20 protein-coding genes are annotated in these 24,587 nt (G+C 68.5%); 13 read left to right on the top strand and 7 right to left on the bottom strand.

The genetic code is table 11. The features are described from left to right. The first annotated feature begins 2 nt into the window (after window positions 1-2). The 3 genes from fliR to BM060_RS18730 are packed head-to-tail and all read left to right on the top strand — an operon-like array spanning window position 3 to window position 4,031. Window positions 3-803, top strand: a complete 801-nt coding sequence (fliR, locus tag BM060_RS18740) for a flagellar biosynthetic protein FliR (RefSeq protein ID WP_074981812.1) — start codon at window positions 3-5, stop codon at window positions 801-803. Further along, entirely contained in the window at window positions 796-1,938 is a 1,143-nt protein-coding gene (locus BM060_RS18735) for an EscU/YscU/HrcU family type III secretion system export apparatus switch protein (protein ID WP_074981810.1), read from the top strand. Before fliR ends, BM060_RS18735 begins: the two co-directional genes overlap by 8 nt. Further along, window positions 1,935-4,031 (top strand): flagellar biosynthesis protein FlhA, encoded by a 2,097-nt coding sequence (locus BM060_RS18730; protein ID WP_074981808.1) that lies wholly within the window; start codon window positions 1,935-1,937, stop codon window positions 4,029-4,031. Before BM060_RS18735 ends, BM060_RS18730 begins: the two co-directional genes overlap by 4 nt. On the opposite strand, the gene BM060_RS18725 is transcribed toward BM060_RS18730, so the two are convergent. Further along, complete coding sequence (locus tag BM060_RS18725; protein WP_074981806.1) at window positions 4,032-4,376, bottom strand: PilZ domain-containing protein; 345 nt, start codon at window positions 4,374-4,376, stop codon at window positions 4,032-4,034. Between the two features lie 342 nt (window positions 4,377-4,718). Here BM060_RS18725 and BM060_RS18720 point away from each other — a divergent pair, with 342 nt between their 5' ends. The 3 genes from BM060_RS18720 to BM060_RS18710 all read left to right on the top strand — a co-directional run bounded on the left by BM060_RS18720 (window position 4,719) and on the right by BM060_RS18710 (window position 9,421). Beyond that, window positions 4,719-6,368: a VRR-NUC domain-containing protein gene (locus BM060_RS18720; RefSeq protein ID WP_074981803.1), complete on the top strand. Its 1,650-nt coding sequence runs from the start codon at window positions 4,719-4,721 to the stop codon at window positions 6,366-6,368. Then, a complete protein-coding gene (locus BM060_RS18715; protein WP_074981801.1) occupies window positions 6,365-8,761 on the top strand; it encodes an ATP-dependent DNA helicase in 2,397 nt (798 codons plus the stop codon). Before BM060_RS18720 ends, BM060_RS18715 begins: the two co-directional genes overlap by 4 nt. A 90-nt stretch (window positions 8,762-8,851) precedes the next feature. Continuing rightward, window positions 8,852-9,421 carry a DUF4865 family protein gene (locus BM060_RS18710; protein ID WP_074981799.1) on the top strand — a complete coding sequence of 190 codons (570 nt, stop codon included), beginning with the start codon at window positions 8,852-8,854 and terminating at the stop codon, window positions 9,419-9,421. 362 nt (window positions 9,422-9,783) lie between these two features. Here BM060_RS18710 and BM060_RS18705 read toward each other — a convergent pair whose 3' ends face one another. Both BM060_RS18705 and tusA read right to left on the bottom strand, forming a co-directional pair. Beyond that, entirely contained in the window at window positions 9,784-10,647 is an 864-nt protein-coding gene (locus BM060_RS18705; protein ID WP_245322953.1) for a LysR substrate-binding domain-containing protein, read from the bottom strand. Between the two features lie 274 nt (window positions 10,648-10,921). Further along, window positions 10,922-11,161, bottom strand: a complete 240-nt coding sequence (gene tusA / locus BM060_RS18700) for a sulfurtransferase TusA (protein WP_009622807.1) — start codon at window positions 11,159-11,161, stop codon at window positions 10,922-10,924. A gap of 157 nt (window positions 11,162-11,318) precedes the next feature. Between tusA and BM060_RS18695 the strand changes: the two genes are divergently transcribed. Continuing rightward, window positions 11,319-12,878 (top strand): alpha/beta fold hydrolase, encoded by a 1,560-nt coding sequence (locus BM060_RS18695; RefSeq protein WP_074981797.1) that lies wholly within the window; start codon window positions 11,319-11,321, stop codon window positions 12,876-12,878. Window position 12,879: 1 nt separating this feature from the next. Here BM060_RS18695 and BM060_RS18690 read toward each other — a convergent pair whose 3' ends face one another. The 3 genes from BM060_RS18690 to BM060_RS32530 all read right to left on the bottom strand — a co-directional run bounded on the left by BM060_RS18690 (window position 12,880) and on the right by BM060_RS32530 (window position 15,206). Further along, window positions 12,880-13,758 carry a MaoC family dehydratase gene (locus BM060_RS18690; RefSeq protein ID WP_074981795.1) on the bottom strand — a complete coding sequence of 293 codons (879 nt, stop codon included), beginning with the start codon at window positions 13,756-13,758 and terminating at the stop codon, window positions 12,880-12,882. 86 nt (window positions 13,759-13,844) lie between these two features. Continuing rightward, window positions 13,845-14,897 (bottom strand): 23S rRNA (cytidine(2498)-2'-O)-methyltransferase RlmM, encoded by a 1,053-nt coding sequence (rlmM, locus tag BM060_RS18685; protein ID WP_074981794.1) that lies wholly within the window; start codon window positions 14,895-14,897, stop codon window positions 13,845-13,847. 129 nt (window positions 14,898-15,026) lie between these two features. Further along, the gene (locus tag BM060_RS32530) at window positions 15,027-15,206 is read right to left on the bottom strand and encodes a hypothetical protein (RefSeq protein ID WP_135499842.1); all 180 of its coding nucleotides are present in this window, start codon (window positions 15,204-15,206) and stop codon (window positions 15,027-15,029) included. Between the two features lie 28 nt (window positions 15,207-15,234). On the opposite strand from BM060_RS32530, the gene acnA reads away from it, so the two are divergent. Both acnA and BM060_RS18675 read left to right on the top strand, forming a co-directional pair. Beyond that, window positions 15,235-17,967, top strand: coding sequence for an aconitate hydratase AcnA (gene acnA, locus BM060_RS18680; protein ID WP_074981792.1), 2,733 nt, complete (start codon window positions 15,235-15,237; stop codon window positions 17,965-17,967). 462 nt (window positions 17,968-18,429) lie between these two features. Further along, a complete protein-coding gene (locus BM060_RS18675) occupies window positions 18,430-19,995 on the top strand; it encodes a methyl-accepting chemotaxis protein (protein WP_074981790.1) in 1,566 nt (521 codons plus the stop codon). Window positions 19,996-20,464: 469 nt separating this feature from the next. Here the strand turns inward: BM060_RS18675 and BM060_RS18670 are convergent, their stop codons facing one another. Continuing rightward, the gene (locus tag BM060_RS18670; protein ID WP_342590299.1) at window positions 20,465-21,169 is read right to left on the bottom strand and encodes an alpha/beta family hydrolase; all 705 of its coding nucleotides are present in this window, start codon (window positions 21,167-21,169) and stop codon (window positions 20,465-20,467) included. A 115-nt stretch (window positions 21,170-21,284) separates the two neighbouring features. On the opposite strand from BM060_RS18670, the gene ccoN reads away from it, so the two are divergent. The 4 genes from ccoN to ccoP are packed head-to-tail and all read left to right on the top strand — an operon-like array spanning window position 21,285 to window position 24,458. Continuing rightward, entirely contained in the window at window positions 21,285-22,727 is a 1,443-nt protein-coding gene (gene ccoN, locus BM060_RS18665; RefSeq protein WP_074981785.1) for a cytochrome-c oxidase, cbb3-type subunit I, read from the top strand. Beyond that, window positions 22,727-23,335: a cytochrome-c oxidase, cbb3-type subunit II gene (gene ccoO, locus BM060_RS18660; protein ID WP_069864510.1), complete on the top strand. Its 609-nt coding sequence runs from the start codon at window positions 22,727-22,729 to the stop codon at window positions 23,333-23,335. Before ccoN ends, ccoO begins: the two co-directional genes overlap by 1 nt. 5 nt (window positions 23,336-23,340) lie before the next feature. Further along, complete coding sequence (locus BM060_RS18655; RefSeq protein ID WP_024128706.1) at window positions 23,341-23,532, top strand: CcoQ/FixQ family Cbb3-type cytochrome c oxidase assembly chaperone; 192 nt, start codon at window positions 23,341-23,343, stop codon at window positions 23,530-23,532. Then, on the top strand, window positions 23,529-24,458 hold the full coding sequence (gene ccoP / locus BM060_RS18650; RefSeq protein WP_074981783.1) for a cytochrome-c oxidase, cbb3-type subunit III: 930 nt from the start codon (window positions 23,529-23,531) through the stop codon (window positions 24,456-24,458). The genes BM060_RS18655 and ccoP overlap by 4 nt, the downstream gene beginning before the upstream one ends. The last annotated feature ends 129 nt before the right edge of the window (window positions 24,459-24,587 follow it).

The following is a 24,587-nucleotide window of genomic DNA, read 5'->3' as shown; positions in this document are numbered from 1 at the left end:
CCATGCACGCCAACGAGTCGCTGCTGCAGGCCAGCCAGTACCTGCAGGAACTGCAGCGCTACTGGTGGCCGTTCTGCCGGATCATGGCCATGCTCGCCATGGCGCCGCTGCTCAACCACCGCTCGCTGCCGCGCCAGGTGCGTATCCTCCTGGCCATCGGCCTGACCCTCGCGCTGGCCGGCGCCCTGCCCCGCCCGCCGGCCATCGAGGCGCTGTCGGCCGAAGGCCTGCTGGCGGCGCTGGAGCAGATCGCCGTGGGCGCCGTACTGGGCCTTGCGCTGCAGCTGGTGTTCGTGATCTTCAGCCTGGTCGGCGAGGTGGTGTCCACCCAGATGGGCATGGCCATGGCGCGTTACAACGACCCGGTGAACGGCGTGTCCTCGTCCTCGGTGGTCGGCCAGCTGTACTTCCTGCTGCTGGCCCTGCTGTTCCTCGCCAGCGACGGCCACCTGCTGGTGGTCAGCGTGCTCTACCAGAGCTTCCACTACTGGCCGGTGGGCGGCGGCCTGGCCTACGCCGGCTTCGCCACCCTGGCCTACGCCCTGGCCTGGGTGTTCTCCGCGGCCACCCTGATCAGCCTGCCGCTGGCGTTCTGCATGTTCCTCGTGCAGTTCTGCTTCGGCCTGCTCAACCGCATCTCGGCGGCGATGAACCTGTTCTCCCTGGGCTTCCCCATGGCCATCCTCACCGGTCTCGCGTGCATCCGCCTGACCCTGCCGGGCCTGCCCGACACCTACCTGCAGCTCACCCGCACGCTGCTCGACAACCTCGGCCAGCTGCTGCGAGGCACCGGCCATGGCTGAACAGGGCGGCTCCCAGGAAAAGACCGAAGAGGCCAGCGAGCACAAGCTGCGCCAGAGCCGGCAGAAGGGCCAGGTGCCGCGTTCCAAGGACCTGGCCGGCACCGTGGCGCTGCTCTGCACCCTGCTGGTGCTCAAGGCCTGCGTCGGGCGCTTCTTCGACGGCCTGGCCGACAGCTTCCGCTTCGCCTACCTGGACCTGAACCGCAGCGAGGTGGGCCTGGACGACCTGGCGCTGATCCTCGGCCAGCACATCTGGCTGATGGTCCAGCTGCTGCTGCCGCTGCTGCTCACCCCGCTGCTGGTGGTGGCCTTCGGCATGGTCCCCGGCGGCTGGATATTCGCCTCGGCCAACCTGGCGTTCAAGGCCAGCAAGCTCAACCCCATCACGGGCCTGGCGCGGATGTTCTCGCTGCAGAACCTCACCGAGCTGCTCAAGTCGCTGCTGAAGATGGCGGTGCTGCTGGGCGTGGCCTGGTACCTGCTGCTAGATGCCCTGCCGCAGCTCATCGCCCTGCAGCGCAGCGACATCCGCAGCGCCATCGGCGGCGCCCTGGGCCTGCTGTTCGACACCCTGATCGGCCTGCTGGCGGTGTTCGTGTTCTTCGCCCTGCTGGACATCCCGCTGCAGCGCTTCCTGTTCCGCAAGCGCATGCGCATGACCAAGCAAGAGCGCCGCGAGGAGCACAAGACCCAGGAAGGCCGCCCGGAAGTGAAGGCGCGCATCCGCCAGGTGCAGCGCCAGCTGCTGCAACGCCAGATCAACCGCGTGCTGCCCAAGGCCGACGTGGTGCTGACCAACCCGACGCACTTCGCCGTGGCCCTCAAGTACGACCCGCAGAAGGCCCAAGCGCCCTACGTGCTGGCCCGCGGCATGGACGACATGGCCCTGTACATCCGCCAGATGGCCGCCAAGCACAATCTTGAAGTGCTGGAGGTGCCGCCGCTGACCCGCGCCATCTACTTCAGCACCCAGGTCAACCAGCAGATTCCGGCCGGGCTGTACACCGCCGTGGCCCACGTCCTCACCTACATCCTGCAGCTGCGCGCCTACCGCCAGGGGCGAAGACAGCGCAAGCCGGAACTGGCCAAGAACCTCCCCATCCCCGACAGCCTGGCAAGCAGAGGCCAACCATGAACTTCCTCGAGCAGCTCCTGCCGACATTGCGCAGCGGGCGGATCGGCATCCCGCTGGTCATCCTCTCCATCCTCGCGATGATCATCCTGCCGCTGCCGCCGCTGCTGCTGGACGTGCTCTTCACCTTCAACATCGGCATCGCCCTGCTGGTGCTGATGGTCAGCGTGTCCTCGCGCAGCCCGCTGGACTTCTCGCTGCTGCCCACGGTGGTGCTGGTCACCACCCTGCTGCGGCTGTCGCTGAACGTGGCCTCCTCGCGGGTGGTGCTGCTCGACGGGCACACCGGCTCGGCGGCCGCCGGCAAGGTGATCGAGGCCTTCGGCCACGTGGTCATCGGCGGCAACTTCATTGTCGGCCTGATCGTCTTCGTGATCCTCACCATCATCAACTTCATGGTCATCACCAAGGGCGGCGAGCGCATCTCCGAAGTCACCGCGCGCTTCACCCTGGACGCCCTGCCGGGCAAGCAGATGTCCATCGACGCCGACCTCAACGCCGGCCTGATCGACCAGGCCGAGGCCAAGAAGCGCCGCGCCGAGGTGTCCAAGGAAGCCGACTTCTACGGGGCCATGGACGGCGCCAGCAAGTTCGTCCGCGGCGACGCCATCGCCGGCATCCTGATCCTGCTGATCAACCTGTTCGGCGGCGTGGCCATCGGCGTGTTCGTCTACGCCATGGCCGGCGCCGACGCCTTCCGCCAGTACGCCCTGCTGACCATCGGCGACGGCCTGGCGGCGCAGATCCCGGCGCTGCTGCTGTCCACCGCGGCGGCGATCATCATCACGCGGGTCAACGAGTCGGCGGAGATCACCGCGCTGGTGCGCCGGCAGATGCTCGCCTCGCCCTCGCTTCTGTACACGGTGGCGGGCATCGTCACGGTGCTGGCGATAGTCCCCGGCATGCCGCACCTGGCGTTCTTCGGCTTCGCCGCGCTGATCGCCTTCGTCGCCTGGCGCGTGTCCCTGGCCGAGCCGCCGGGCGAGGCGCAGAGCCTGGAGCAGGTCGAGGCCATCGGCAAGGCCATGGACCAGGAGCGCGCCCAGCAGCTGGGCTGGGAAGACATCCCGCTGGTGGAGCGGCTGTCCATCTCCCTGGGCTACAAGCTGGTCGGGCTGGTCAACGAGGCCGGCGGCGCGCCCCTGGTGCAGCGCGTGCGCGGGGTGCGCCAGACGCTGTCGGAGAGCCTGGGCTTCCTGCTGCCGGAAATCCACATCCGCGACAGCCTGCGGCTGAAGGCCTCGCAGTACGCCATCCACATCAGCGGCGAGCGCATCGACGGCGCCGAGCTGCACGCCGACCGCCTGATGGCCATTCCCTCGGCGGAAACCTACGGCGAGGTCGACGGCATCCTCGGCCACGACCCGGCCTACCTGATGCCGGTGGTGTGGATCCGCCCGGAGGACAAGCCGCGCGCGCTCAACCTCGGCTACCAGGTGATCGACTGCGCCAGCGTCATCGCCACCCACCTGAACAAGGTGATCCGCGAGCACCTGCCGGACATCTTCAAGCACGACGACGTCGAGCACCTGATGCAGCGCCTGGCGGCCCAGGCGCCGAAGCTCGCCGAGCACCTGCGCGCGCAGCTGAGCTTCAGTCTGCAGCACCGGGTGTACCGCCAGCTGCTGCAGGAACAGGTGCCGCTGCGCGACCTGGTGAGCATCGCCACCACCCTGGTGGAAGCCGCCGAGACCACCAAGGACCCGGTGCTGCTGGCTTCCGACGTGCGCTACGCGCTGCGCCGCAGCATCGTCTCGGGCATCGCCGGGGAGCGCGGCGAGCTGTCGGTGTTCATCCTCGACAACAACCTGGAGAACACCCTGCTCAGCGCCCTGGCCATCGCCCAGCAGGCCGGCCCGGTGAGCCTGGACAACATTCCGGTGGAGCCGAACCTGCTCAACCAGTTGCAGAACACCATGCCGGTGGTGAAGGAGAAGCTGCGCAAGGAAGGCCACCCGCCGATCCTCACCGTGATGCCACAGCTGCGCCCGCTGCTGGCGCGTTATGCAAGAGTCTTCAGCCCGGGGCTGCACGTGCTGTCGCAGAACGAGATACCCGAGCGGGTGGCGGTGAACGTCCTCGGCACCCTCGGCTGATCAGTTGGGCGTCGGGCTGCGACGCCCGGCGCGCAGCTCGGTCATCAGCTCGTTGAAGGAAACCGAAGGCTGCTCCAGCGCAAGGCCGGCCTCGTACTGGCCGGTCTGGGCGTTCTCCCCCGACCACACGCAGCGCACCTTCACCTGCGCCTCGCGCATGCGCTCCTCGCGGTCACGCATGCGCAGGCGCAGCTCCAGCTGGCTGTCCGGCGCCAGCAGCACGTCGCAGCGGATCTTCAGGCCGCTTTCGGAAAGGTCGGCGACATAGCCGAGCAGCTCGCCGCCGGCGTCGAGCACGCGGATGCGGAACATGGAGCGAAATACGATACGGTTGTGCTGGCGCATACCCGACCTCGTCGTGCGGGGGATTTGAAATGCAGGGCGACCGGGGGCGGGAGAATTTAAGCCGCGTTTTGCGATACCGGGCGAAACCGGCGCGGGGCTGGGCCCATCGCGGACGGAGTCCGCTCCTACGGCCGTGCTTCCCTGCGGACCGCACCGAGGCGCTCTTCGTAGGATGGGTATCGCTTCGCTCAACACCACCCTACGAAAAGCCATGCTCGCTCATGGAGTAGGAGCGGACTCCGTCCGCGATCCGCCTTGGCGCCGCCCCCGCCCATCCCCCACCGATTGCCAATCCCCATCCCACCTGATATCTGTATAAAGATACAGCCCCTGCCCTCGCCCATGCCCTTCCAGACCGACCCGCGCTTCTACTACCTGGCCAACTTCCACCGCGCCCTCGCCTGGCTGGAAGAACGCTACGACGACCTCTTCGACACCGCCGAGCGCGCCTTCCTCCGCGACTTCCAGGCCATGCCGCTGGAGGCCCGCGCCCTGCTGGTGCGGCTGATCATGCGCAAGGGCCCGCACTTTCGCGCCAGCAAGCTGGACTACGCCGAGATCGGCTGCCCGCGCCGGGCCGCCGCGCCGCTGCTGGAGGCCGGCTGGCTGGATGGCGCCGCCGCGCTGGGCCTGGAGGAGCTCTTCGGCCTGCTGCGCAAGGACGAAATCCTCGACTGCTTCGGCGCCCAGCTGTCCAGCCGCCAGCTGCGCAAGCCGGAGCTGCTGGCCGAACTGGCCGAGGCCGAACCCGCACCGCGGACCTTCGCTGACTGGTGCCCGCAGCTGGACGAGGCGGTCTACAGCCTGGCCATCGCGCCCCAGGTGGAGCGCCTGCGCCTGATGTTCTTCGGCAACCTGTACCAGGACTGGACCGAATTCGTCCTCACCGACCTGGGCATCCTGCGCTACGAGACGGTGCCGCTGACCCGCGAGTCCCGCGGCTTCGCCAGCCGCGAGGAAATCGACGCGCACCTGTTCCTGCAACGCTGCCGCGAAGCCTTCGACCTGGGCGCCGCCGCCCAGGAACTGCTGCCGCTGATCGCCAGCGTCGACTGCGGCACCGCCCAGTTGCAGCGCCGCCGCGGACGCGTGCTGTTCCACATTGGCCAGCAACTGGAGCGCGAGGCCGACTGGGAAGGCGCCTTGCAGGTCTATGCCGCCAGCGAGCACGCCAGCGCCCGCCAGCGTCAGGTGCGGGTGCTGGAGCGCCTGGAGCGCCATGCCGAAGCCTACGACCTGGCCCTGCAGGCCGCGGCCCAACCCCAGGACGCCGCCGAGGCGCAGCTGATCGAGCGCGCCCTGGTGCGCCTGCGCCGCCAGCTCGGCCACGCCCAGCCGGCGAAGGCCAAGGCCGCGCCGCCGCCACGCATCGACCTGGAACTGGAGCCGCAGCCCGGCCTGAGCGTCGAGCAGTGCGTGCAACTGCACCTGGCCCGCCCCGAAGCGCCGGTGCACTACGTGGAGAACACCCTGGTCCTCGGCCTGTTCGGCCTGCTCTGCTGGGAAGCCGTCTTCGCCCCGCTGCCCGGCGCCTTCTTCCACCCCTTCCACGCCGGCCCCGCGGACCTCTACGACAGCCGGTTCCGCGCCCGCCGCGCCGAGCTGTTCGCAGCACGCCTGGCACTGCTCGACAGCGGCGCCTACGCCGACGAAATGCGCCGCATCCACCGCGAGAAGCAGGGCCTGCAATCGCCCTTCGTGTTCTGGGAGCTACTGGACGAGAACCTGCTGGAACAGGCCCTGGCCTGCCTGCCGGCGGCGCACCTGAAGGCCTGGTTCGGCCGCCTGCTGCAGGACCTGCAGGCCAACCGCGCCGGCATGCCCGACCTGATCCAGTTCTACCCCGCCGAGCGTGGCTACCGGATGATCGAGGTGAAGGGCCCCGGCGACCGCCTGCAGGACAACCAGAAGCGCTGGCTGGCCTTCTGCGCCGAGCACGGCATGCCGGTGGAGGTCTGCTACGTGACCTGGGCCGGGGAGCCGGCGGAATGAACTACCAGGTTGCGGTGCGCGCCCTCTGCGAGTTCACCGCCAAGGTCGGCGACCTCGACCTGCGCTTCACCCCCTCGCCCAGCGCCCAGGAAGGCATGGCCGGCCACGCCACCGTGGTCGGCCGCCGCGGCCCCGGCTACCTCGCCGAGCTGCCGCTGGCCGGCGCCTACCGCAACCTGCTGGTGCGCGGCCGCGCCGACGGCTACGACCCGGCGCGCAACTGCCTGGAAGAGATCAAGACGCACCGCGGCGACATCTCGCGCATCCCCGACAACCACCGCCAGCTGCACTGGGCCCAGGCCAAGGTCTACGGCTGGCTGCTCTGCGCCCTGCAGGACCTGGAGGAAATCGACCTGGCGGTCGTCTACTTCAACGTCATGACGCAGAAGGAAACGGTGTTCCAGGAAAGCTTCAGCGCCGACGAACTGCACGCCTTCTTCGAGGAGCACTGCCAGCGCTTCGTGGTCTGGGCCGAACGCGAGATGGCCCACCGCGCGGCCCGCGATACAGCCCTGGAAGGTCTGCGCTTCCCCTGGCCGCAGTTCCGCCACGGCCAGCGCCAGCTCGCCGAGGCGGTGTACCGCGCCGCCCGCGACGGCCGCCACCTGATGGCCCAGGCCACCACCGGCATCGGCAAGACCCTCGGCACCCTGTTCCCGCAGCTCAAGGCCATGCCCGGCCAGGGCCTGGACCGGTTGTTCTTCCTCAGCGCCAAGACCCCCGGCCGGCGCCTGGCCCTGGAAGCCCTGGCCAGCCTGCGCCAGGACGAGCCCGAGCTGCCGCTGCGGGTGCTGGAGCACGTGGCCCGCGACAAGGCCTGCGAACACCCGGACAAGGCCTGCCACGGCGACTCCTGCCCGCTGGCCAAGGGTTTCTACGACCGCCTGCCGGCCGCGCGCCTGGCCGCCCTTGACGGCGCCTGGCTGGACCAGGCGCGGGTCCGCGAGGTGGCCCGCGAGCACGCCATCTGCCCCTACTACCTGAGCCAGGAACTGAGCCGCTGGGCCGACGTGGTGGTGTGCGACTACAACTACTACTTCGACATGAGCGCCCTGCTCTACGCCCTCACCGCGCTCAACGAATGGAAGGTGGCGCTGCTGGTGGACGAGGCCCACAACCTGGTGGAGCGCGGGCGCAAGATGTACACCGGCGAGCTGGACCAGGCCGACTTCCAGGACCTGCGCCGCGTCGCCCCGGCCAAGCTCAAGGGCGCGCTGGAACGCGTCGGCCGCCACTGGAACCAGCTGCACCGCGACCAGGAGCTGGAATACCAGGTCTACCCGCTGGCCCCGGAGCTGTTCATCCTCGCGCTGCAGAAGGCGGTGACCGCCATCACCGACCACCTCAGCGAGCAGCCCGACGGCAACAGCCTGGAGCTGCTGAGCTTCTACCTCGACGCCATGGCCTTCTGCCGCCTGGCCGAGGCCTTCGGCGAGCACTCGCTGTTCGACATCACCCGCCGCCAGAGCGAAAGCGGCCGCGTCTACTCCACGCTGTGCCTGCGCAACGTCATCCCTGCGCCCTTCCTCGCCCCGCGCTTCGAGGAGGCGCACAGCTGCACGCTGTTCTCCGCCACCCTGACGCCGGCGCACTACTACCGCGACCTGCTGGGCCTGCCCGAGGACACCGCCTGGATCGACGTGGAGTCGCCGTTCCGCGCCGAGCAGCTGGAGGTGCAGGTGGTGCGCAACCTGTCCACCCGCTACCAGCACCGCGCCCAGTCGGTGCGGCCGATCTGCGAGCTGATGGCGCGCCAGTACCACGAACGGCCGGGCAACTACCTGGCCTTCTTCAGCAGCTACGCCTACCTGGAGCAGGTGCGCGAACGCTTCGTCCGCGACGAGCCGGGCGTGCCGGTCTGGGTGCAGGCGCGCAACATGGACGAGACCGCGCGCGAGGGCTTCCTCGAACAGTTCCGCAACGGCGGCCGCGGCATCGGCTTCGCGGTGCTCGGCGGCGCCTTCGGCGAGGGCATCGACCTGCCCGGCGACCGCCTGATCGGCGCCTTCGTCGCCACCCTGGGGCTACCCCAGGTGAACACGGTGAACGAGGAAATCCGCCAGCGCATGCATAACCAGTTCGGCGACGGCTACGACTACACCTACCTCTACCCCGGCCTGCAGAAGGTGGTGCAGGCGGCCGGCCGGGTGATCCGCACCCAGCAGGACGAAGGCGTGGTCTGGCTGATCGACGACCGCTTCGGCCGCAGCGAAGTGCGCCAGCTGCTGCCGCGCTGGTGGACGGTGCGCAGCTGCCGCCTGGCCCTGCCGCCGCCGGAGCCGGAGGCGGAAAACAGCGCGCCACGCAAGACGCCCTTGCCACCGGCCCGCCAGCGCCCGGCGCGGCCGAAGCCGGAGCAGGCCCAGGGCGAGCTGGGCTTCAATGATTTCTAGATCGAATCACTGAAACAACCACTCATATCTGTTTCGCATGATTCAGACCGAGCAGACTCCTTCCAGCCCACGCTGATAAAGGAGCCCGCCATGTTCGCCATGCAATACAGCCACCGCCTGCCGGCGCAGCACGATCTCGACGCCATCCGCCAACGCGCCGCCGCCAAGGGCCCGCAGTGGGACGCCTGGCCGGGCCTGGCGTGCAAGGCCTTCGTCCTCCAGGAAAAGGGCCGCCACGGCGCCGAAGGCCACCTCTACGCCTCGGTCTACCTCTGGCACGAACCGGCCGCCGCCGCGGCCTTCCTGGCCGGCGAAGCCTTCCAGGGGGTGATCGACGCCTTCGGCAGGCCGGCGGTGGAAACCTGGCTGCCCCTGGACGCCCGCCGCGGCCCGGCCTTCGATCGCCCGGCCCGCGCGCTGTACCGCGAAGAACTACCCTTGCCAGATAGAGGCGCCGCCGCCCTGCGCGACGGCGCCCTGGCCGCCGGCGAGGCGCTGCTGGGCCGGGAGGATGTGCTGGCGGTCTGGGTAGTGGCCGACCTGCAACGCTGGAAGCTGCTGCGCTTCAGCGTGAGCGCCGGGGCGCTGGAGCTGCGTGCGGACAGCGTCGGCTACGAAATCCTGTACCTGGCACGGCCAGGGCTGGAGCGACTGCCATGAACGACAGGCAGAAACGGGAACTGGCGGCACAGCTGGCAGGGCTGGCCTTCGGCGCCTTCATGGTGCTGGGCATGGCCTGGGGCGTGGCGCGGGTGGCGCGGGTGCTGGTGGGGTGAGGGAGGACTCTACAACCCTGACAATCCGGTGCGATCGATGAGCCCATCGCGGACGGAGTCCGCTCCTACACCCGTGCTTCCCTGGAGGTGGAGGAGCACCTGTCTTGCGCCGAGGTGCTTTTCGTAGGATGGGTTGAGCCTTGGCGAAACCCATGCGGTCGTGGTGATGGGTATCGCTTCGCTCAACCCATCCTACGGGGTGTCATATTTGCTGGAAGGTGCAGGAGTCCGTCCATGATCGGCTCCCTACCCCACCGTACTCCGCACCGCCGCCGCCAACGTCCGCAACATCCCCCGCGCCTGCGCATCCCGCGGATGGGAAAACAGCAACACATCCCGCCCCGGCAACGCCGGCAGCCCCAGCCGCGCCCCCACGTCCTCGCAGCCCGCCGGCGCCACCCGGCGGCCCAGGGCCGCCACGGCTATCCCGGCGCTGACTGCCGCGCCAATGGTCATCAACCCACCACCGACGAACACCTCGCGCCAGGCCACCCCGGCCTGGTCCAGAGCCTCCACCGCCATGCGCCGCACGCTGCAAGGCTCGGCCTGGGTGGCCAGGGGCAGCGGTTGGCCGGGCAACGGCTGGAAGTCGGCGGCGCCCATCCAGGCGAAGGGTTCCTGCAGCACCACCTCCGCATCCTGGCGCGGCGGGCCCTGTTGCAGCACCAGGGCCACGTCCAGTTCGCCGCGGTCGAAGCGCTCCAGGGTTTCCCGCGAGCTGTCCACCCGCAGTTCCAGCAGCAGGCCCGGCTCGGCGCGGGTGAGCTGGCGCAGCAGGCCCGGCAGTTCGGCGCCGACGATATGGTGGCTGATGCCGACCACCAGCCGCCTGGGTTGGCCGCCGGCGAACGCGCCCAGCGCCTGGCGGTGCGCCGCCACCAGGCCGCGGGCCGCCTCCAGGAACACCCCGCCGTCGGCGGACAGGCGCACCAGGCGCGGCGTGCGCTCCAGCAGGCGGCGGCCGAGGTGGTCTTCCAGGCGCTTGATCTTCAGGCTCACCGCCGACTGGGTGCTGGCCAGGGCCTCGGCGGCGCGGGTGAAGCTCTTCAGCTCGGCGACCAGCACGAAGGCCTGCACGGCCTCGATGTCCAGGGCTTTCATGGCGGGCATGTCCATTTCCAATGATGGAGAACGGACAGCATTCGTTTTCGCCATGGAAAGGTCAAGCGCGCGAAGTGTTTCGTGGTGGCCGACGTAGGGCGGATAACCGTTCGCGGTTATCCGCCGTTACACCTGCCTTGCCGGCCACTCCATGGCTGAACCCGGCGCGGCTTCGAGGGCGGCTCCGTGCCCGGCAACGAGCGGAGTGTGGCCAAGGCCAAACGGCGGATAACGCGGAGCGTTATTCGCCCTACGCCCAGGAAACATAGTCGGCGATGACAGCTCAATCGAGCTTCTTGCGGATCCAGTACAGGTAGGTGCCCGCCTCTTCCTGCTGCTCCACCAGTTCGTGGCCGAGGAAGATGCAGAACTTGGGGATGTCGCGGCGGGTGGAGGGGTCGGTGGCGATGACCTTGAGCAGGCCGCCGGCCGGCAGGTCGCGCACCTTGTTGTGCAGCATCATGACCGGTTCGGGGCAGTTCAGGCCGGTGGCGTCGAGAATGGCGTCGACAGGTTGGGACATGGAAAGGCTCCGCAAAACGAATGGCGCATTGTCGCCCAAAGCGCGGGCAGGGTCACGCCTGGCGGGCGAACGGCGGCGGGCCAATCTTTCGTCGGGCCCGTGGCCTGGCCCGCTGGGCTAAGCTCGGCGCCTTCCCCGACAGCGGATGTCCCCGCCCATGCGCCTGCCCGCCCTGCTCTGCCTCGCCTTGCTGCTCGCCGGCTGCGCCGCCCGCGACAACCTCCCCGACTATTCCGCCAGCGCCGGCCAGGACCTGCCCGCCACCTGGTACGACGCGGTGATCAGCGCCCGCGACGGCACGCGGCTGTCCGCCACCGTGTTCCAGCCAGCGCTCAAGGCCGGCGAGACGGCGCCGCTGATCGTCCACACCCACGGCTGGGGCGGCTGGCGGGTGACCGGGCCGGAGGGTTTCTACGGCAAGAACATGATGTCCGGCCGCGCCGCGCTCAAGGCCTGGAAGGCCGGCTACTGGGTGCTCAGCTACGACCAGCGCGGCTGGGGCGGCAGCGACGGGCGCATCGAGATGATGGACCCGCGCTTCGAGGTGAGCGACGCCAGCGCGGTGATCGACTGGGCCGCCGCGCACCTGCCGCGGCTGCGCATGGACGGCCCGGGCGACCCGCGCGTGGGCATGCTCGGCGAGAGCTACGGCGGCGCCGTGCAACTACTGGCGGCCAGCGAGGACCCGCGCATCGACGCCATAGTGCCCATCGCCACCTGGTACGACCTGAGCGACGCCCTGGCCCCGGGCGGCCAGTTGAAGATGGGCTGGGGCGGCGTGCTGCTGGGCCTGGGCATCGCCACCGGCTACGACCTGGGCAAGTTCGCCCAGGCCGACTACCTGCACAGCGCCAGCGGGCGCATGGCCGAACCGGTGCGCGCCGAACTGGCCGCCCACAGCCTGGCGCGCTACTGCGCCGAGGGCCGCCGGCCCCACGCCGACGCCCTGCTGATCCAGGGCCTGCGCGATACCCTGTTCCCCCTCGACCAGGGCCTGCAGATCCGCCAGTGCCTGCGCCAGGGCAGCGCCGACGTGCGCCTGCTGGGCATGCAGGGCGGGCACATCCTGCCGCCGCCGCTGCAGGCCTGGAGCGGCCTGCCGCCATTCAACAACGAGCCGGTGATCCACTGCGGCGGGCGCGCCATCGACCTCTACCAGGGCATCCTCGCCTGGTACGAGGAGAAGCTGCGCCAACGCCCCGGCGCCGCCGACAGCGTGCCGTCGCTATGCGTCAGCCTGGACCTGGACCAGGGCCTGGCGCTGGACGAGCTGCCCGCCCCCGGCCCCGTCGTGGCCTTGCCGCCAACGCCGGTGAGGCCGGTCAGCAGCGGGCTGTTGCAGCCCCGCACCTTCATCCCGCTGCAGCAGGTCGCCGAACCCAGCGCCCTGCTCGGCAGCGCGGAGATTCGCCTGGCCCGGCCGCTCGGCCCGGGCGACCAGGCGCTGCTGTTCGCCTCGCTGGCGATCCGTGGCGCGGACGGCCGCACGCGGGTGTTGGACGAGCAGGTCAAGCCGCTGCTCAACCAGGGCGCCACGCGGCTCAACGCGGTCAGCGCCAGCCTGGCGGCGGGGGACGAGATCGGCCTGCTGGTCAGCGGTTTCAGCGGCCAGTACCTGTTCAACGGTTCCTGGAAGTTCGCCGCGGTGGACCTGCAGGGCGAAGTGCAGCTGCCCGCCCTGCTGCCGCTGCAGCCGCGCCTGGCGGCCGGCCGCTGAATCAGCGCAACGGCCCGGCGGGCGCCTCGTCCAGCTGGGCCAGCAGCATCGGCTCGTCGCCGCCGTCCACCGGCAGCAGCGCCCACTGTTCCTTGTGGCCCAGGCGGCGGTGGCTCTGGCGCACCTGGCTGCCCAGCGGCAGCGGCGCCTTGAAGTGCACGTCCAGGCGCACCTGCTCGGTCAGGCGCCGGCCGGTGAGGCTGCGCGCCAGGCTCCACATGCCGTGGGCGAAGGGTTTGCCGAAGCCGTAGCGCGAGGCCATCAGGCGCGACAGGTGCAGCGGGTTGAAGTCGCCGCTCAGGCCGGCATAGCGCCAGCCGGCGATCTTCGGCACGCGCCACTGCACGCCGGGGTGCGCGGGCACGTCGAGGGTGTGCCACTGGGCGCGCTCGGGCAGCACGTCGGGCTCGGCGTGGTCGTCGAGGAAGTCGCCGCGGCGCAGGTAGGTGGTGATCGACTGCCAGTAGAGCATGTCGTGGTGCCAGACCTCGGTCGCCACGTCCACCTCCAGCCCCAGCGGGCTGCGCCGGCTGGTGAGGATGCGGCAGTCCAGCTGCAGTTGGGCGTGCTCGTCGAGCATGCGGTAGCGCTGGATGTGGCTGCGCAGGTGGATCAGCCCGAGGATCGACAACGGCATGCGCGAACGGCTGAGCAGGCGCAGGTGCAGCGGCAGGCTGATCACCTGCGGGTAGAGCAGCGGCACGCCCAGCGCCGGGTCCAGGCCGAAGTGCTGGCGGTAGGCGCGCAGGTGGCGGGCGTCGAAGCGCAGGCTGCGGCTGTCCATGGCCAGGTTCGGCAGGCGCTCGCCGCGGCCCAGGCCACGGCGCGGCAACAACATGCGGCTGTAACTGCCCAGCAGCGAGGGCAACTTTCGCTTCACGAGCGGCTCCGGGAGGGGGTGCGCCGCACAGCATGGTCGCTGCGCGGCGCAACGGCAAGTCGCCGAAGGTCGCGGGTCGCAGGCGCCTACAGGCGTCGCAGGTGCACCGTGACTTCCTCGCGGTCGTGGTACAGCTGCTTGCAGCCGATGGCCACGCGCAGGCCGCGCTCGCGGAAACTCTCGCGCAGGCGTTCGAGGATCTTGCGCACCTCGGCGTAGCGCTGCTTCATCGGCAACTTCAGGTTGACCACCGCCTCGCGGCACAGGCCCTCGCCGATCCAGGTGTCGATCAGCCAGCCGGTGCGCGCCGGCTTCTCGACGATGTCGCAGACCATCCAGTCCACCGTCTGCCGCGGGCGGAACACATAGCCGTCGGCGCGCTGGTGGTCCACCAGGCCGGAGTAGATCAGGTTCTCGGCCATGGGCCCGTTGTCCACGGCGATCACCCGCATCTCGCGGTTGACCAGTTGCCAGGTCCAGCCGCCGGGCGCCGCGCCCAGGTCGACGGCGAGCATGCCCGGCGCCAGGCGCTTGTCCCATTCGCCGCGGGGGATGAAGTGATGCCAGGCCTCTTCCAGCTTGAGGGTGGAGCGGCTGGGCGCCTCGCGGGGGAACCTCAGGCGCGGGATGCCCATCGGCCACATGGCGCTGTTGCGCGGCTCGGCGAGGCCGGCGAAGACCTCGCGGCCGGAGCGGAAGGTCAGCAGCAGGCGCGGCAGGCTCGGGTCCTCGCGCAGCTTGCCGGCCTTGACCAGAGCGGCGCGCAGGGGCTTCTCGAACTTGCGGCAGAAGGTCGACAGTTCCTTGCCTTCGTTGCTGTCGAAGACTTCCAGCCACAGGCTGCCGCACAGCGGGTACGGGCCCAGCTCCTCCAGCAGCGCGCCGATGCGGTCCTGCTCGGGCAATTGGACGAAGCCGGTGCCGCGGGCCCACTGGCGCGGGAAGATCAGCTCGGCGAAGCGCAGGTGGCGCATCAGCCGGTCGGCGCCGTCGGCCTCCTGGCAGACGAACTCGGCATAGGCGGTGGCGGGCTTGGCGCGGGCGTAACCGGCCACGTCGAGGCCGGCGGCCAGGTCGGAAATCTCCGCGCAGACCTCGTTCTCGAAGCCCGGGCGGCAATGCAGTAGCAGGGTGTTCATCGGGGTGTCTCCTTGGCCGCGCACTATAGTCGCTGCGCGGCCGGCTTTCACCCGGATTCGCCGCATGCCAGGGGAACCCCCGGCTGCGGCAAAAGGTCCAGAACCCATGGCAGGACCGCGCGCAGCGGTCTAGTTTGAGAGTTCCGAAGTCGCGATCCAGGGCTTGCCGTGCCCCGGGGAGCGCTTGCCGGAAATCGCCAGGATGCCGCCCGATATGCAGAAGATGACTGCCAATCCGCATTCCTTTTGCGCCAAGCCAGGAAGTCCGCCCGGACTTTCCGCCAGTATCGCAGCGGTGCCGTCGATCACCGGCAGAATCCAGCCTGAGGAGAACGTCATGCCCGCAGTGGACAGCCTGAACAGCCTGCGCACCCTGGAGGTGGGCGGCAAGACCTACCACTATTACAGCCTTCCGGAAGCCGCGAAGCAGCTCGGCGACCTGGACAAGCTGCCGAAGTCGCTCAAGGTGCTTCTGGAAAACCTCCTGCGCTGGGAGGACAACCATACGGTCAACACCGACGACCTGCGGGCCCTGGCCGGCTGGCTGAAGGAGCGCCGTTCCGACCGCGAGATCCAGTACCGCCCGGCGCGGGTGCTGATGCAGGACTTCACCGGGGTGCCGGCGGTGGTCGACCTGGCCGCCATGCGCGACGCCATGGCCAAGGCCGGCGGCGATCCGCAGAAGATCAACCCGTTGTCGCCGGTGGACCTGGTCATCGACCACTCGGTGATGGTCGACCGCTACGCCAGCCACGCCGCCTTCGCCGAGAACGTCGAGATCGAGATGCAGCGCAACGGCGAACGCTACGCCTTCCTGCGCTGGGGCCAGAACGCCTTCGACAACTTCCGCGTGGTGCCGCCGGGCACCGGCATCTGCCACCAGGTCAACCTGGAATACCTGGGCCGCACCGTATGGACCAAGGACGAGGACGGGCGCACCTACGCCTTCCCCGACACCCTGGTCGGCACCGACTCGCACACCACCATGATCAACGGCCTGGGCGTGCTCGGCTGGGGCGTCGGCGGCATTGAGGCCGAGGCGGCGATGCTCGGCCAGCCGGTGTCGATGCTGATTCCCGAGGTGATCGGCTTCAAGCTCACCGGCAAGCTCAGGGAAGGCATCACCGCCACCGACCTGGTGCTCACCGTCACCCAGATGCTGCGGCAGAAGGGCGTGGTGGGGAAATTCGTCGAGTTCTACGGCGACGGCCTGGCCGACCTGCCCCTGGCCGACCGCGCCACCATCGCCAACATGGCTCCGGAATACGGCGCCACCTGCGGCTTCTTCCCGGTGGACGAGATCACCCTGGGCTACCTGCGCCTGTCCGGCCGCCCGGAAGAGACGGTCAAGCTGGTGGAGGCCTACTGCAAGGCCCAGGGCCTGTGGCGCGAAAAGGGCCACGAGCCGGTGTTCACCGACGCCCTGCAACTGGACATGGGCGAGGTCGAGGCCAGCCTGGCCGGGCCCAAGCGCCCGCAGGACCGCGTGCCGCTGGGCCAGGTGGGCAAGGCCTTCGCCGACTTCCTCGCACTGCAGCCCAAGGCCGCGCGCAGCCCGGAGGTCTCACGCCTGCTCAATGAAGGCGGTGGCGGCGCCGCGGTGGGCAGCGCCGAGAGCCAGGGCGTCGAGTACCAGCACGAAGGCAAGAGCTACCACCTGCAGGACGGCGCGGTGGTCATCGCCGCCATCACCTCCTGCACCAACACCTCCAACCCCAGCGTGATGATGGCCGCCGGGCTGCTGGCGAAGAAGGCGCTGGAGAAAGGCCTGCAGCGCAAGCCCTGGGTGAAGAGTTCGCTGGCCCCCGGCTCCAAGGTGGTCACCGACTACTTCAAGGCCGCCGGCCTGACGAAGTACCTGGACGAGCTGGGCTTCGACCTGGTGGGCTACGGCTGCACCACCTGCATCGGCAACTCCGGGCCACTGCTGGAGCCCATCGAGAAGGCCATCCAGCAGGCCGACCTGACGGTGGCCTCGGTGCTCTCCGGCAACCGCAACTTCGAAGGCCGCGTGCACCCGCTGGTGAAGACCAACTGGCTGGCCTCGCCGCCCCTGGTGGTGGCCTACGCCCTGGCCGGCAGCGTGCGCCTGGACCTGTCGAAGGACGCCCTCGGCACCGGCAAGGACGGCCAGCCGGTGTACCTGAAGGACATCTGGCCGAGCCAGCAGGAAATCGCCGAGGCCATCCAGAAGGTGGACACGGCGATGTTCCACAAGGAGTACGCCGAAGTGTTCCAGGGCGACGAGAAGTGGCGCGCCATCCAGGTACCGCAGGCACAGACCTACACCTGGCAGGCCGACTCCACCTACATTCAGCACCCGCCGTTCTTCGAGCACATCGCCGACGCCCCGCCGAAGGTGGCCGACATCGAGAAGGCCCGGGTGCTGGCGGTGCTGGGCGACTCGGTGACCACCGACCACATCTCCCCCGCCGGCAACATCAAGAAGGACAGCCCCGCCGGGCGCTACCTCAGCGAGCACGGCGTGGCCTACGCCGACTTCAACTCCTACGGCTCGCGGCGCGGCAACCACGAGGTGATGATGCGCGGCACCTTCGCCAACATCCGCATCAAGAACGAGATGCTCGGCGGCGAGGAAGGCGGCAACACCCTGCACGTGCCCAGCGGCGAGAAGCTGGCGATCTACGACGCGGCCATGCGCTACCAGGCCGAGGGCACGCCGCTGCTGATCATCGCCGGCAAGGAGTACGGCACCGGCTCGTCCCGCGATTGGGCGGCCAAGGGCACCAACCTGCTGGGGGTGAAGGCGGTGATCGCCGAGAGTTTCGAGCGCATCCACCGCTCCAATCTGGTGGGCATGGGCGTGCTGCCGCTGCAGTTCACCGGCGGCCAGGAGCGCAAGGCGCTGAACCTCACCGGCAAGGAAGTGCTGAACATCCGCGGCCTGGACGGCGAGCTGAAGCCGCACATGACGCTGAAGGTGGAAGTCACCCGCGAGGACGGCAAGCAGGACAGCTTCGAGGTGCTGTGCCGCATCGACACCCTCAACGAGGTGGAGTACTTCAAGGCCGGGGGGATCCTGCACTACGTGCTGCGCAGCTTGATCTGAGGACTGCGCGAGGACGCTTTCGTAGGATGGGTTGAGCTTGCGAAACCCATGCGGTTGCAGTGATGGGTATCGCTTCGCTCAACCCATCCTACGGAGCGCGGTGTTTGTAGGAGCGCGCCCTGCGCGCGATTCGCGGGCAGGGCCCGCTCCTACGGTTTCCCCTTTCGCACGATACCCCCCTGTAGGAGCGAGCTTGCTCGCGAATGAGCCCCGCAGAGGAGTTTGTTCGCGAGCAAGCTCGCTCCTACGAGAAGCCGTGCCCGCGCCTTTCATTCGGGCCAGGTCCGACGGACAAAACCTATGAGCTCATAGGAAAATCTCTTACGACTATGTGACAAGTAGCATTTTGATATCGTCCACTGCCAATATTCCCACGCCAAATATCGAACAAGGCTTCAACTTCCGTTGATTCCGGCCGATAACAAAACCGTCACATTGCCTTCTTCGTGGACCTTGCCCTGAATGCGCAACAACCAGCCCATCACCCAGCGTGAACGCACCTACCCGGCGGAACAACGCCTGATCTCCACCACCAACAGCCGTGGCGTGATCACCTATGCCAACGATGCCTTCATCGACATCAGCGGCTTCGCGCGGGACGAGCTGGTGGGCTCGCCGCACAACCTGGTGCGCCATCCGGACGTGCCGCCCGCGGTGTTCGCCCACATGTGGGCCACGCTGAAGAACGGCAAGCCGTGGATGGGCATCGTCAAGAACCGCTGCAAGAACGGCGACCACTACTGGGTCAGCGCCTACGTCACGCCCATCTTCGAGCGCGACGAGATCGTCGGCTACGAGTCGGTGCGCGTGCGCCCCACCGCCGAGCAGGTGGAGCGCGCCCAGGCCCTGTACCAGCGGATCAACACCGGCAAGCCGGCGATCCCGCGCCGCGACCTGTGGCTGCCGGTGCTGCTGGACTGGCTGCCGTTCATCCTGATCAGCCAGGTGGCCTTCCTCATCGGCGTCTGGCTCGACTCGCACTGGGGCTTCGCCCTCGCCGCCCTGCTCGCCGTCCCCCTCGGCCTGGCCGGCCTGGGCTGGCAGCAGCGCGGCCTCAAGCGCCTGCTGCGCCTGGCCGAGCAGACCACCTCGGACCCGCTGATCGCCCAGATGTACACCGACAGCCGCGGCGCCCAGGCGCGCCTGGAAATGTCCATCCTCAGCCAGGAAGCGCGCCTGAAGACCTGCCTGACGCGCCTGCAGGACACCGCCGAGCAGCTCACCGCCCAGGCCCGCCAGGCCGATACCCTGGCCCACCACAGCTCCTCCGGCCTGGAACGCCAGCGCGTGGAGACCGAGCAGGTGGCCACCGCGGTCAACCAGATGGCCGCCACCACCCAGGAAGTGGCGAACAACGTGCAGCGCACCGCCGACGCCACGCGCCAGGCCAACGAGCTGACGCGCCGCGGCCGCAGCGTGGCCAGCGAGACCCGCGAGGCCATCCAGCGCCTGTCCGCCTCGGTGGGCGAGACGGGCCTGGCGGTGAGCCAACTGGCCCAGGACAGCAACGAGATCGGCGGCGTGGTCGACGTGATCAAGGGCATCGCCGACCAGACCAACCTGCTGGCGCTCAACGCCGCCATCGAAGCGGCCCGCGCCGGCGAGATGGGCCGCGGCTTCGCCGTGGTGGCCGACGAGGTGCGCTCGCTGGCCCAGCGCACCGCCGAATCCACCGAGCAGATCCACGGCCTGATCGCCAAGCTGCAGCAAACCGCCGAGGGCGCGGTGAGCGCCATGGAAGTCGGCCGCCGCCAGGCCGACGAAGGCGTGGAGCGGGTGCTGCTGGCCGACCAGGCGCTGTCGGGCATCAGCGACTCGGTAGCCAACATCGCCGACATGGCCAACCAGATCGCCGCGGCGGCCGAGGAACAGAGCGCGGTGGCCGAGGAGATCAACCGCAACATCGCCACCATCGCTCAACTGGCCGACCAGACCTCCGACGAGGCCCAGCGCACCGCGCTGCTGAGCGAGGAGCTGACGGGGACGGCGCAGAGCCAGTATTCGCTGGTGGAGCGGTTCAACCGCTGAGTGTTGGCGTAGGGCGTACAACCGTTCGCGGTTGTACGCCGATACACCCCTCATCTATCCGGCTCCGTGGCCGGGAGCGGAGCGCCCTCAAGCAGGTGCTTCGGGTTCAAGTCCGCAGTGTTTGGATGCCAAGGTCAGGCGGCGGATAACCGCGAACGGTTATTCGCCCTACGCTCCATGGAAGGAGCGAGCTTGCTCGCGAACAGAGCGTCGCCTGGTTCAGCTTCGGAGCTACGCTGAAGTCCGTAACCCTCTCCCCAGCCCTCTCCCTGAAGGGAGAGGGGGCTTGTCCGTGCCGAGAGGAGGAATGGTTTCAGCCGGTAATTTCTGTGCTAGCCGGCTAACGCCGAAACATCAGCATCTGCCCAACGGTCCCCTCTCCCTTCAGGGAGAGGGTTAGGGAGAGGGCGCGCGGTCAAGCCGGGTACCGAAACCACCGGCAGAACGCCATTCGCAAGCAAGCTCGCCCCTACGAAAGCCCCTCCAGAAACCCCGCCACCACCTCCGCCGCGCTCTCCAGATGCTGCTCATGAGTCAGCCCTGACGCCTTCAACGGCTTCAGATCATGGTCCGCCGCCGCCAGCCACTCGACACGGATCGCCGGCGACAACACGTACTCCGCCACATCCGCCCGGTCGCCCAGGGCATCGCGTTCGCCCTGGACGATCAGCGTCGGCGTGCGCAGTTCGGCCAGGTGGGCCACCCGCGGCTTCTCCGGCTTGCCTACGGCGTAGAAGGGGTAGCCCAGGCACACCAGGGCGTCGGCGCCCAGTTCGTCGGCCAGCAGGCTGGCCATGCGCCCGCCCATGGACTTGCCGCCGATGGCCAGCGGGCCCTGCACCTGCCCGCGCACCTGCTCGAACACCTGGCGCCAGCACTCCAGCAGTTGCTTCTGCGGGTTCGGCGGGCGCCGGCGGCCATCCTCGCGGCGGGCGGCCATGTAGGGGAACTCGAAACGCGCCACCGCCACGCCGCGGGCGGCCAGGCGCCGGGCCATTTCGTCCATGAACGGGCTGTCCATGGGCGCGCCGGCGCCGTGGGCCAGGACGAGGGTTGCCGACAACGCACCGACCGGCCGGTTCCACAGCAGCGACAAAGCGCCACACTCCCCCGCCGGGCCGGCCGCCGGCGGCGATTGATCAAAATCAATATTCGGTTTCCGGGGTTTATCCATTCTTCGCTCCGCTAGTTGCGTAATTAGTACCTGTCCCTGGGGGAGGGGCGGCGTTCGCCGTAAGGAACCCGCCGGGATGGGCTAGCCCATAACCGTGGATGGAAGCCCATATACCATGAGCACAACCAATCAGACCGCTTATAACTACAAGGTGGTCCGCCAGTTCGCCGTGATGACGGTGATCTGGGGAATCGTCGGCATGCTGGTCGGCGTCGTCATCGCCGCCCAGCTGGTGTGGCCGGAACTCAACCTCGGCTTGCCGTGGACGAGCTTCGGACGCCTGCGCCCGCTGCACACCAATGCCGTGATCTTCGCCTTCGGTGGCTGCGCGCTGTTCGCCACCAGCTACTACGCGGTGCAGCGTACCTGCCAGGTACGCCTGTTCTCCGACACCCTGGCCTCCTTCACCTTCTGGGGCTGGCAGTTGGTGATCCTGCTGGCCGCCATCAGCCTGCCGCTGGGCTACACCTCCTCCAAGGAGTACGCCGAGCTGGAATGGCCGATCGACATCCTCATCACCATCGTCTGGGTCGCTTACGCCGTGGTGTTCTTCGGCACCCTGGTGAAGCGCAAGACCAAGCACATCTATGTGGGCAACTGGTTCTTCGGCGGCTTCATCCTGACCGTGGCGCTGCTGCACGTGGTCAACAACCTGGAGCTGCCGGTCGGCTTCATGAAGTCGTACTCCATCTACTCCGGCGCCACCGACGCCATGGTGCAGTGGTGGTACGGCCACAACGCCGTGGGCTTCTTCCTCACCGCCGGCTTCCTGGGGATGATGTACTACTTCGTGCCCAAGCAGGCCGAGCGTCCGGTCTACTCCTATCGCCTGTCGATCGTGCACTTCTGGGCACTGATCGCCGTGTACATCTGGGCCGGCCCGCACCACCTGCACTACACCGCCCTGCCGGACTGGGCGCAGTCCCTCGGCATGGTGATGTCGCTGATCCTCCTGGCCCCCTCCTGGGGCGGCATGATCAACGGCATGATGACCCTCTCCGGGGCCTGGCATAAGCTGCGCAGCGACCCCATCCTGCGCTTCCTGGTGGTATCCCTGGCCTTCTACGGCATGTCCACCTTCGAAGGCCCGATGATGGCCATCAAGACCGTCAACGCCCTCTCCCACTACACCGACTGGACCATCGGCCACGTGCATGCCGGCGCCCTTGGCTGGGTCGCCATGGTCTCCATCGGCTCGCTGTACCACATGATCCCGAAAGTGTTCGGCCGCGAGCAGATGCACAGCGTGGGCCTGATCAACACGCACTTCTGGCTGGCCACCATCGGTACCGTGCTCTACATCGCCTCGATGTGGGTCAACGGCATCACCCAGGGCCTGATGTGGCGTGCAGTCAACGCCGACGGCACCCTCACCTACTCCTTCGTCGAAGCGCTCGCCGCCGGCCACCCCGGCTACGTGGTGCGCATGATCGGCGGCGCCGTGTTCCTCAGCGGCATGCTGATCATGGCCTACAACACCTGGCGCACCATCGCCTCCTCCAAAGCCGAGGAAGCTGAAGCGGCCGCCCGGATTCCCGCCGTCGTAGGAGCCCACTGATGAAACACGAAGTACTCGAGAAGAACGTCGGCCTGCTGGCCCTGTGCATGGCCGTGGCCGTGAGCATCGGCGGCCTGACGCAGATCGTCCCGCTGTTCTTCCAGGACGTGACCAACACCCCGGTGGAAGGCATGAAGCCCTACACCGCCCTGCAACTGGAAGGCCGTGACATCTACATCCGCGAGGGCTGCGTCGGCTGCCACTCGCAGATGATCCGTCCGTTCCGCGCCGAGACCGAGCGCTACGGCCACTACTCCGTGGCCGGCGAGAGCGTCTGGGACCACCCCTTCCTGTGGGGCTCCAAGCGTACCGGTCCGGACCTGGCCCGCGTCGGCGGCCGCTACTCCGACGACTGGCACCGCGCGCACCTGTACAACCCGCGCAACGTGGTGCCCGAGTCGAAGATGCCGGCCTACCCCTGGCTGGTCGAGAACAAGCTCGACGGCAAGGACATCGAAGGCAAGCTCAAGGCCATGCGCACCCTCGGCGTGCCCTACACCGACGAGGACATCGCCGGCGCCCGCGAGAGCATCCAGGGCAAGACCGAGATGGACGCCGTGGTGGCCTACCTGCAAGGCCTGGGCACAGCGATCAAGAACAAGCGGTGATGGCCATGGACATCGGAACCATCCGCGGCCTCGGCACCGTCGTGGTGATGCTCGCCTTCATCGGCGTCACCCTCTGGGCCTACAGCGGCAAGCGCAAGCAACGCTTCGACGCCGACGCCCTGCTGCCCTTCGCCGACGATCCGCAGGCTCTGCGCCACGCCGAGCATGAACAAGCTTCTGGGAGCAACAAAGCATGACTACCTTCTGGAGTCTGTACATCACCGTACTGACCGTCGGATCGCTGATCGCCCTGCTATGGCTGGTCTTCGCCACCCGCAGCGGCGAGACCAAGGGCGCCACCGACCAGACCATGGGGCACTCCTTCGACGGTATCGAGGAATACGACAACCCGCTGCCGCGCTGGTGGTTCCTGCTGTTCGTGGGCACCATCGTCTTCGCCGTCGGCTACCTGGCCCTGTACCCGGGCCTGGGCAACTGGAAAGGCGTGCTGCCCGGCTACGACGGCGGCTGGACCCAGGTCAAGCAGCTGGAACGCGAGCAGGCCCTGGCCGACGAGAAATACGCGCCGATCTTCGCCAAGTACTCGGCCATGTCCGTCGAAGACGTGGCCAAGGACGCGCAGGCCATGAAGACCGGCGAACGCCTGTTCGCCACCTACTGCTCGATCTGCCACGGCTCCGACGCCAAGGGCGCCATGGGCTTCCCCAACCTGACCGACCAGGACTGGCGCTGGGGCGGCGACGCGCAAACCATCCAGACCACCATCCTCGGCGGCCGCCACGCGGTGATGCCGGCCTGGGGCGAGGTGCTGGGCGACCAGGGCGTGCATGACGTGGCCGCGTTCGTCACCACCAAGCTGGACGGCCGCAAGCTGCCCGAAGGCGTGACCGATGCCCAGGTGGCCAATGGCGAGAAACTCTTCGCCACCACCTGCGTCGCCTGCCACGGCCCGGAAGGCAAGGGCACCGCCGCCCTGGGCGCGCCGGACCTGACCCATCCGGGTGCGTTCATCTACGGCTCGGGCTTCGCCCAGCTGCAGCAGACCATCCGCCATGGCCGCCAGGGCCAGATGCCGGCGCAGGAAGCCTACCTGGGCAAGGACAAGGTCCACGTCCTGGCCGCCTACATCTACAACATTTCCCGTCCGGAAAACGCCAACTGATCCACCCTCCGCTCGCGCCCGCCCGGGCGCGAGCAACTTCCGCGCAGTTACGCGACCAAGTGTCGCACCTCGCGCGCGCCATTCCTTCACACTGCTCTAGATCAAGACTAAGCTCATTCCATCCGTGAG

The organism is Pseudomonas citronellolis, from assembly GCF_900112375.1.
Lineage (GTDB): Bacteria > Pseudomonadota > Gammaproteobacteria > Pseudomonadales > Pseudomonadaceae > Pseudomonas > Pseudomonas citronellolis.
This window is presented reverse-complemented; position numbering and strand designations above follow the sequence as displayed.

Bases quoted from the DNA above. Each gene is read 5' to 3' on its own strand.
- ccoP (WP_074981783.1), top strand. From the start codon at position 23,529: ATGACTACCTTCTGGAGTCTGTACATCACCGTACTGACCGTCGGATCG.
- BM060_RS18675 (WP_074981790.1), top strand. From the start codon at position 18,430: ATGCGCAACAACCAGCCCATCACCCAGCGTGAACGCACCTACCCGGCG.
- rlmM (WP_074981794.1), bottom strand. From the start codon at position 14,897: ATGAACACCCTGCTACTGCATTGCCGCCCGGGCTTCGAGAACGAGGTC.
- BM060_RS18720 (WP_074981803.1), top strand. From the start codon at position 4,719: ATGCCCTTCCAGACCGACCCGCGCTTCTACTACCTGGCCAACTTCCAC.
- BM060_RS18705 (WP_245322953.1), bottom strand. From the start codon at position 10,647: ATGCCCGCCATGAAAGCCCTGGACATCGAGGCCGTGCAGGCCTTCGTG.
- ccoO (WP_069864510.1), top strand. From the start codon at position 22,727: ATGAAACACGAAGTACTCGAGAAGAACGTCGGCCTGCTGGCCCTGTGC.
- BM060_RS18725 (WP_074981806.1), bottom strand. From the start codon at position 4,376: ATGCGCCAGCACAACCGTATCGTATTTCGCTCCATGTTCCGCATCCGC.
- BM060_RS18655 (WP_024128706.1), top strand. From the start codon at position 23,341: ATGGACATCGGAACCATCCGCGGCCTCGGCACCGTCGTGGTGATGCTC.
- BM060_RS18730 (WP_074981808.1), top strand. From the start codon at position 1,935: ATGAACTTCCTCGAGCAGCTCCTGCCGACATTGCGCAGCGGGCGGATC.
- ccoN (WP_074981785.1), top strand. From the start codon at position 21,285: ATGAGCACAACCAATCAGACCGCTTATAACTACAAGGTGGTCCGCCAG.
- BM060_RS18670 (WP_342590299.1), bottom strand. From the start codon at position 21,169: ATGGATAAACCCCGGAAACCGAATATTGATTTTGATCAATCGCCGCCG.
- tusA (WP_009622807.1), bottom strand. From the start codon at position 11,161: ATGTCCCAACCTGTCGACGCCATTCTCGACGCCACCGGCCTGAACTGC.
- BM060_RS18695 (WP_074981797.1), top strand. From the start codon at position 11,319: ATGCGCCTGCCCGCCCTGCTCTGCCTCGCCTTGCTGCTCGCCGGCTGC.
- BM060_RS18715 (WP_074981801.1), top strand. From the start codon at position 6,365: ATGAACTACCAGGTTGCGGTGCGCGCCCTCTGCGAGTTCACCGCCAAG.
- fliR (WP_074981812.1), top strand. From the start codon at position 3: ATGCACGCCAACGAGTCGCTGCTGCAGGCCAGCCAGTACCTGCAGGAA.
- BM060_RS18710 (WP_074981799.1), top strand. From the start codon at position 8,852: ATGTTCGCCATGCAATACAGCCACCGCCTGCCGGCGCAGCACGATCTC.
- BM060_RS18735 (WP_074981810.1), top strand. From the start codon at position 796: ATGGCTGAACAGGGCGGCTCCCAGGAAAAGACCGAAGAGGCCAGCGAG.
- acnA (WP_074981792.1), top strand. From the start codon at position 15,235: ATGCCCGCAGTGGACAGCCTGAACAGCCTGCGCACCCTGGAGGTGGGC.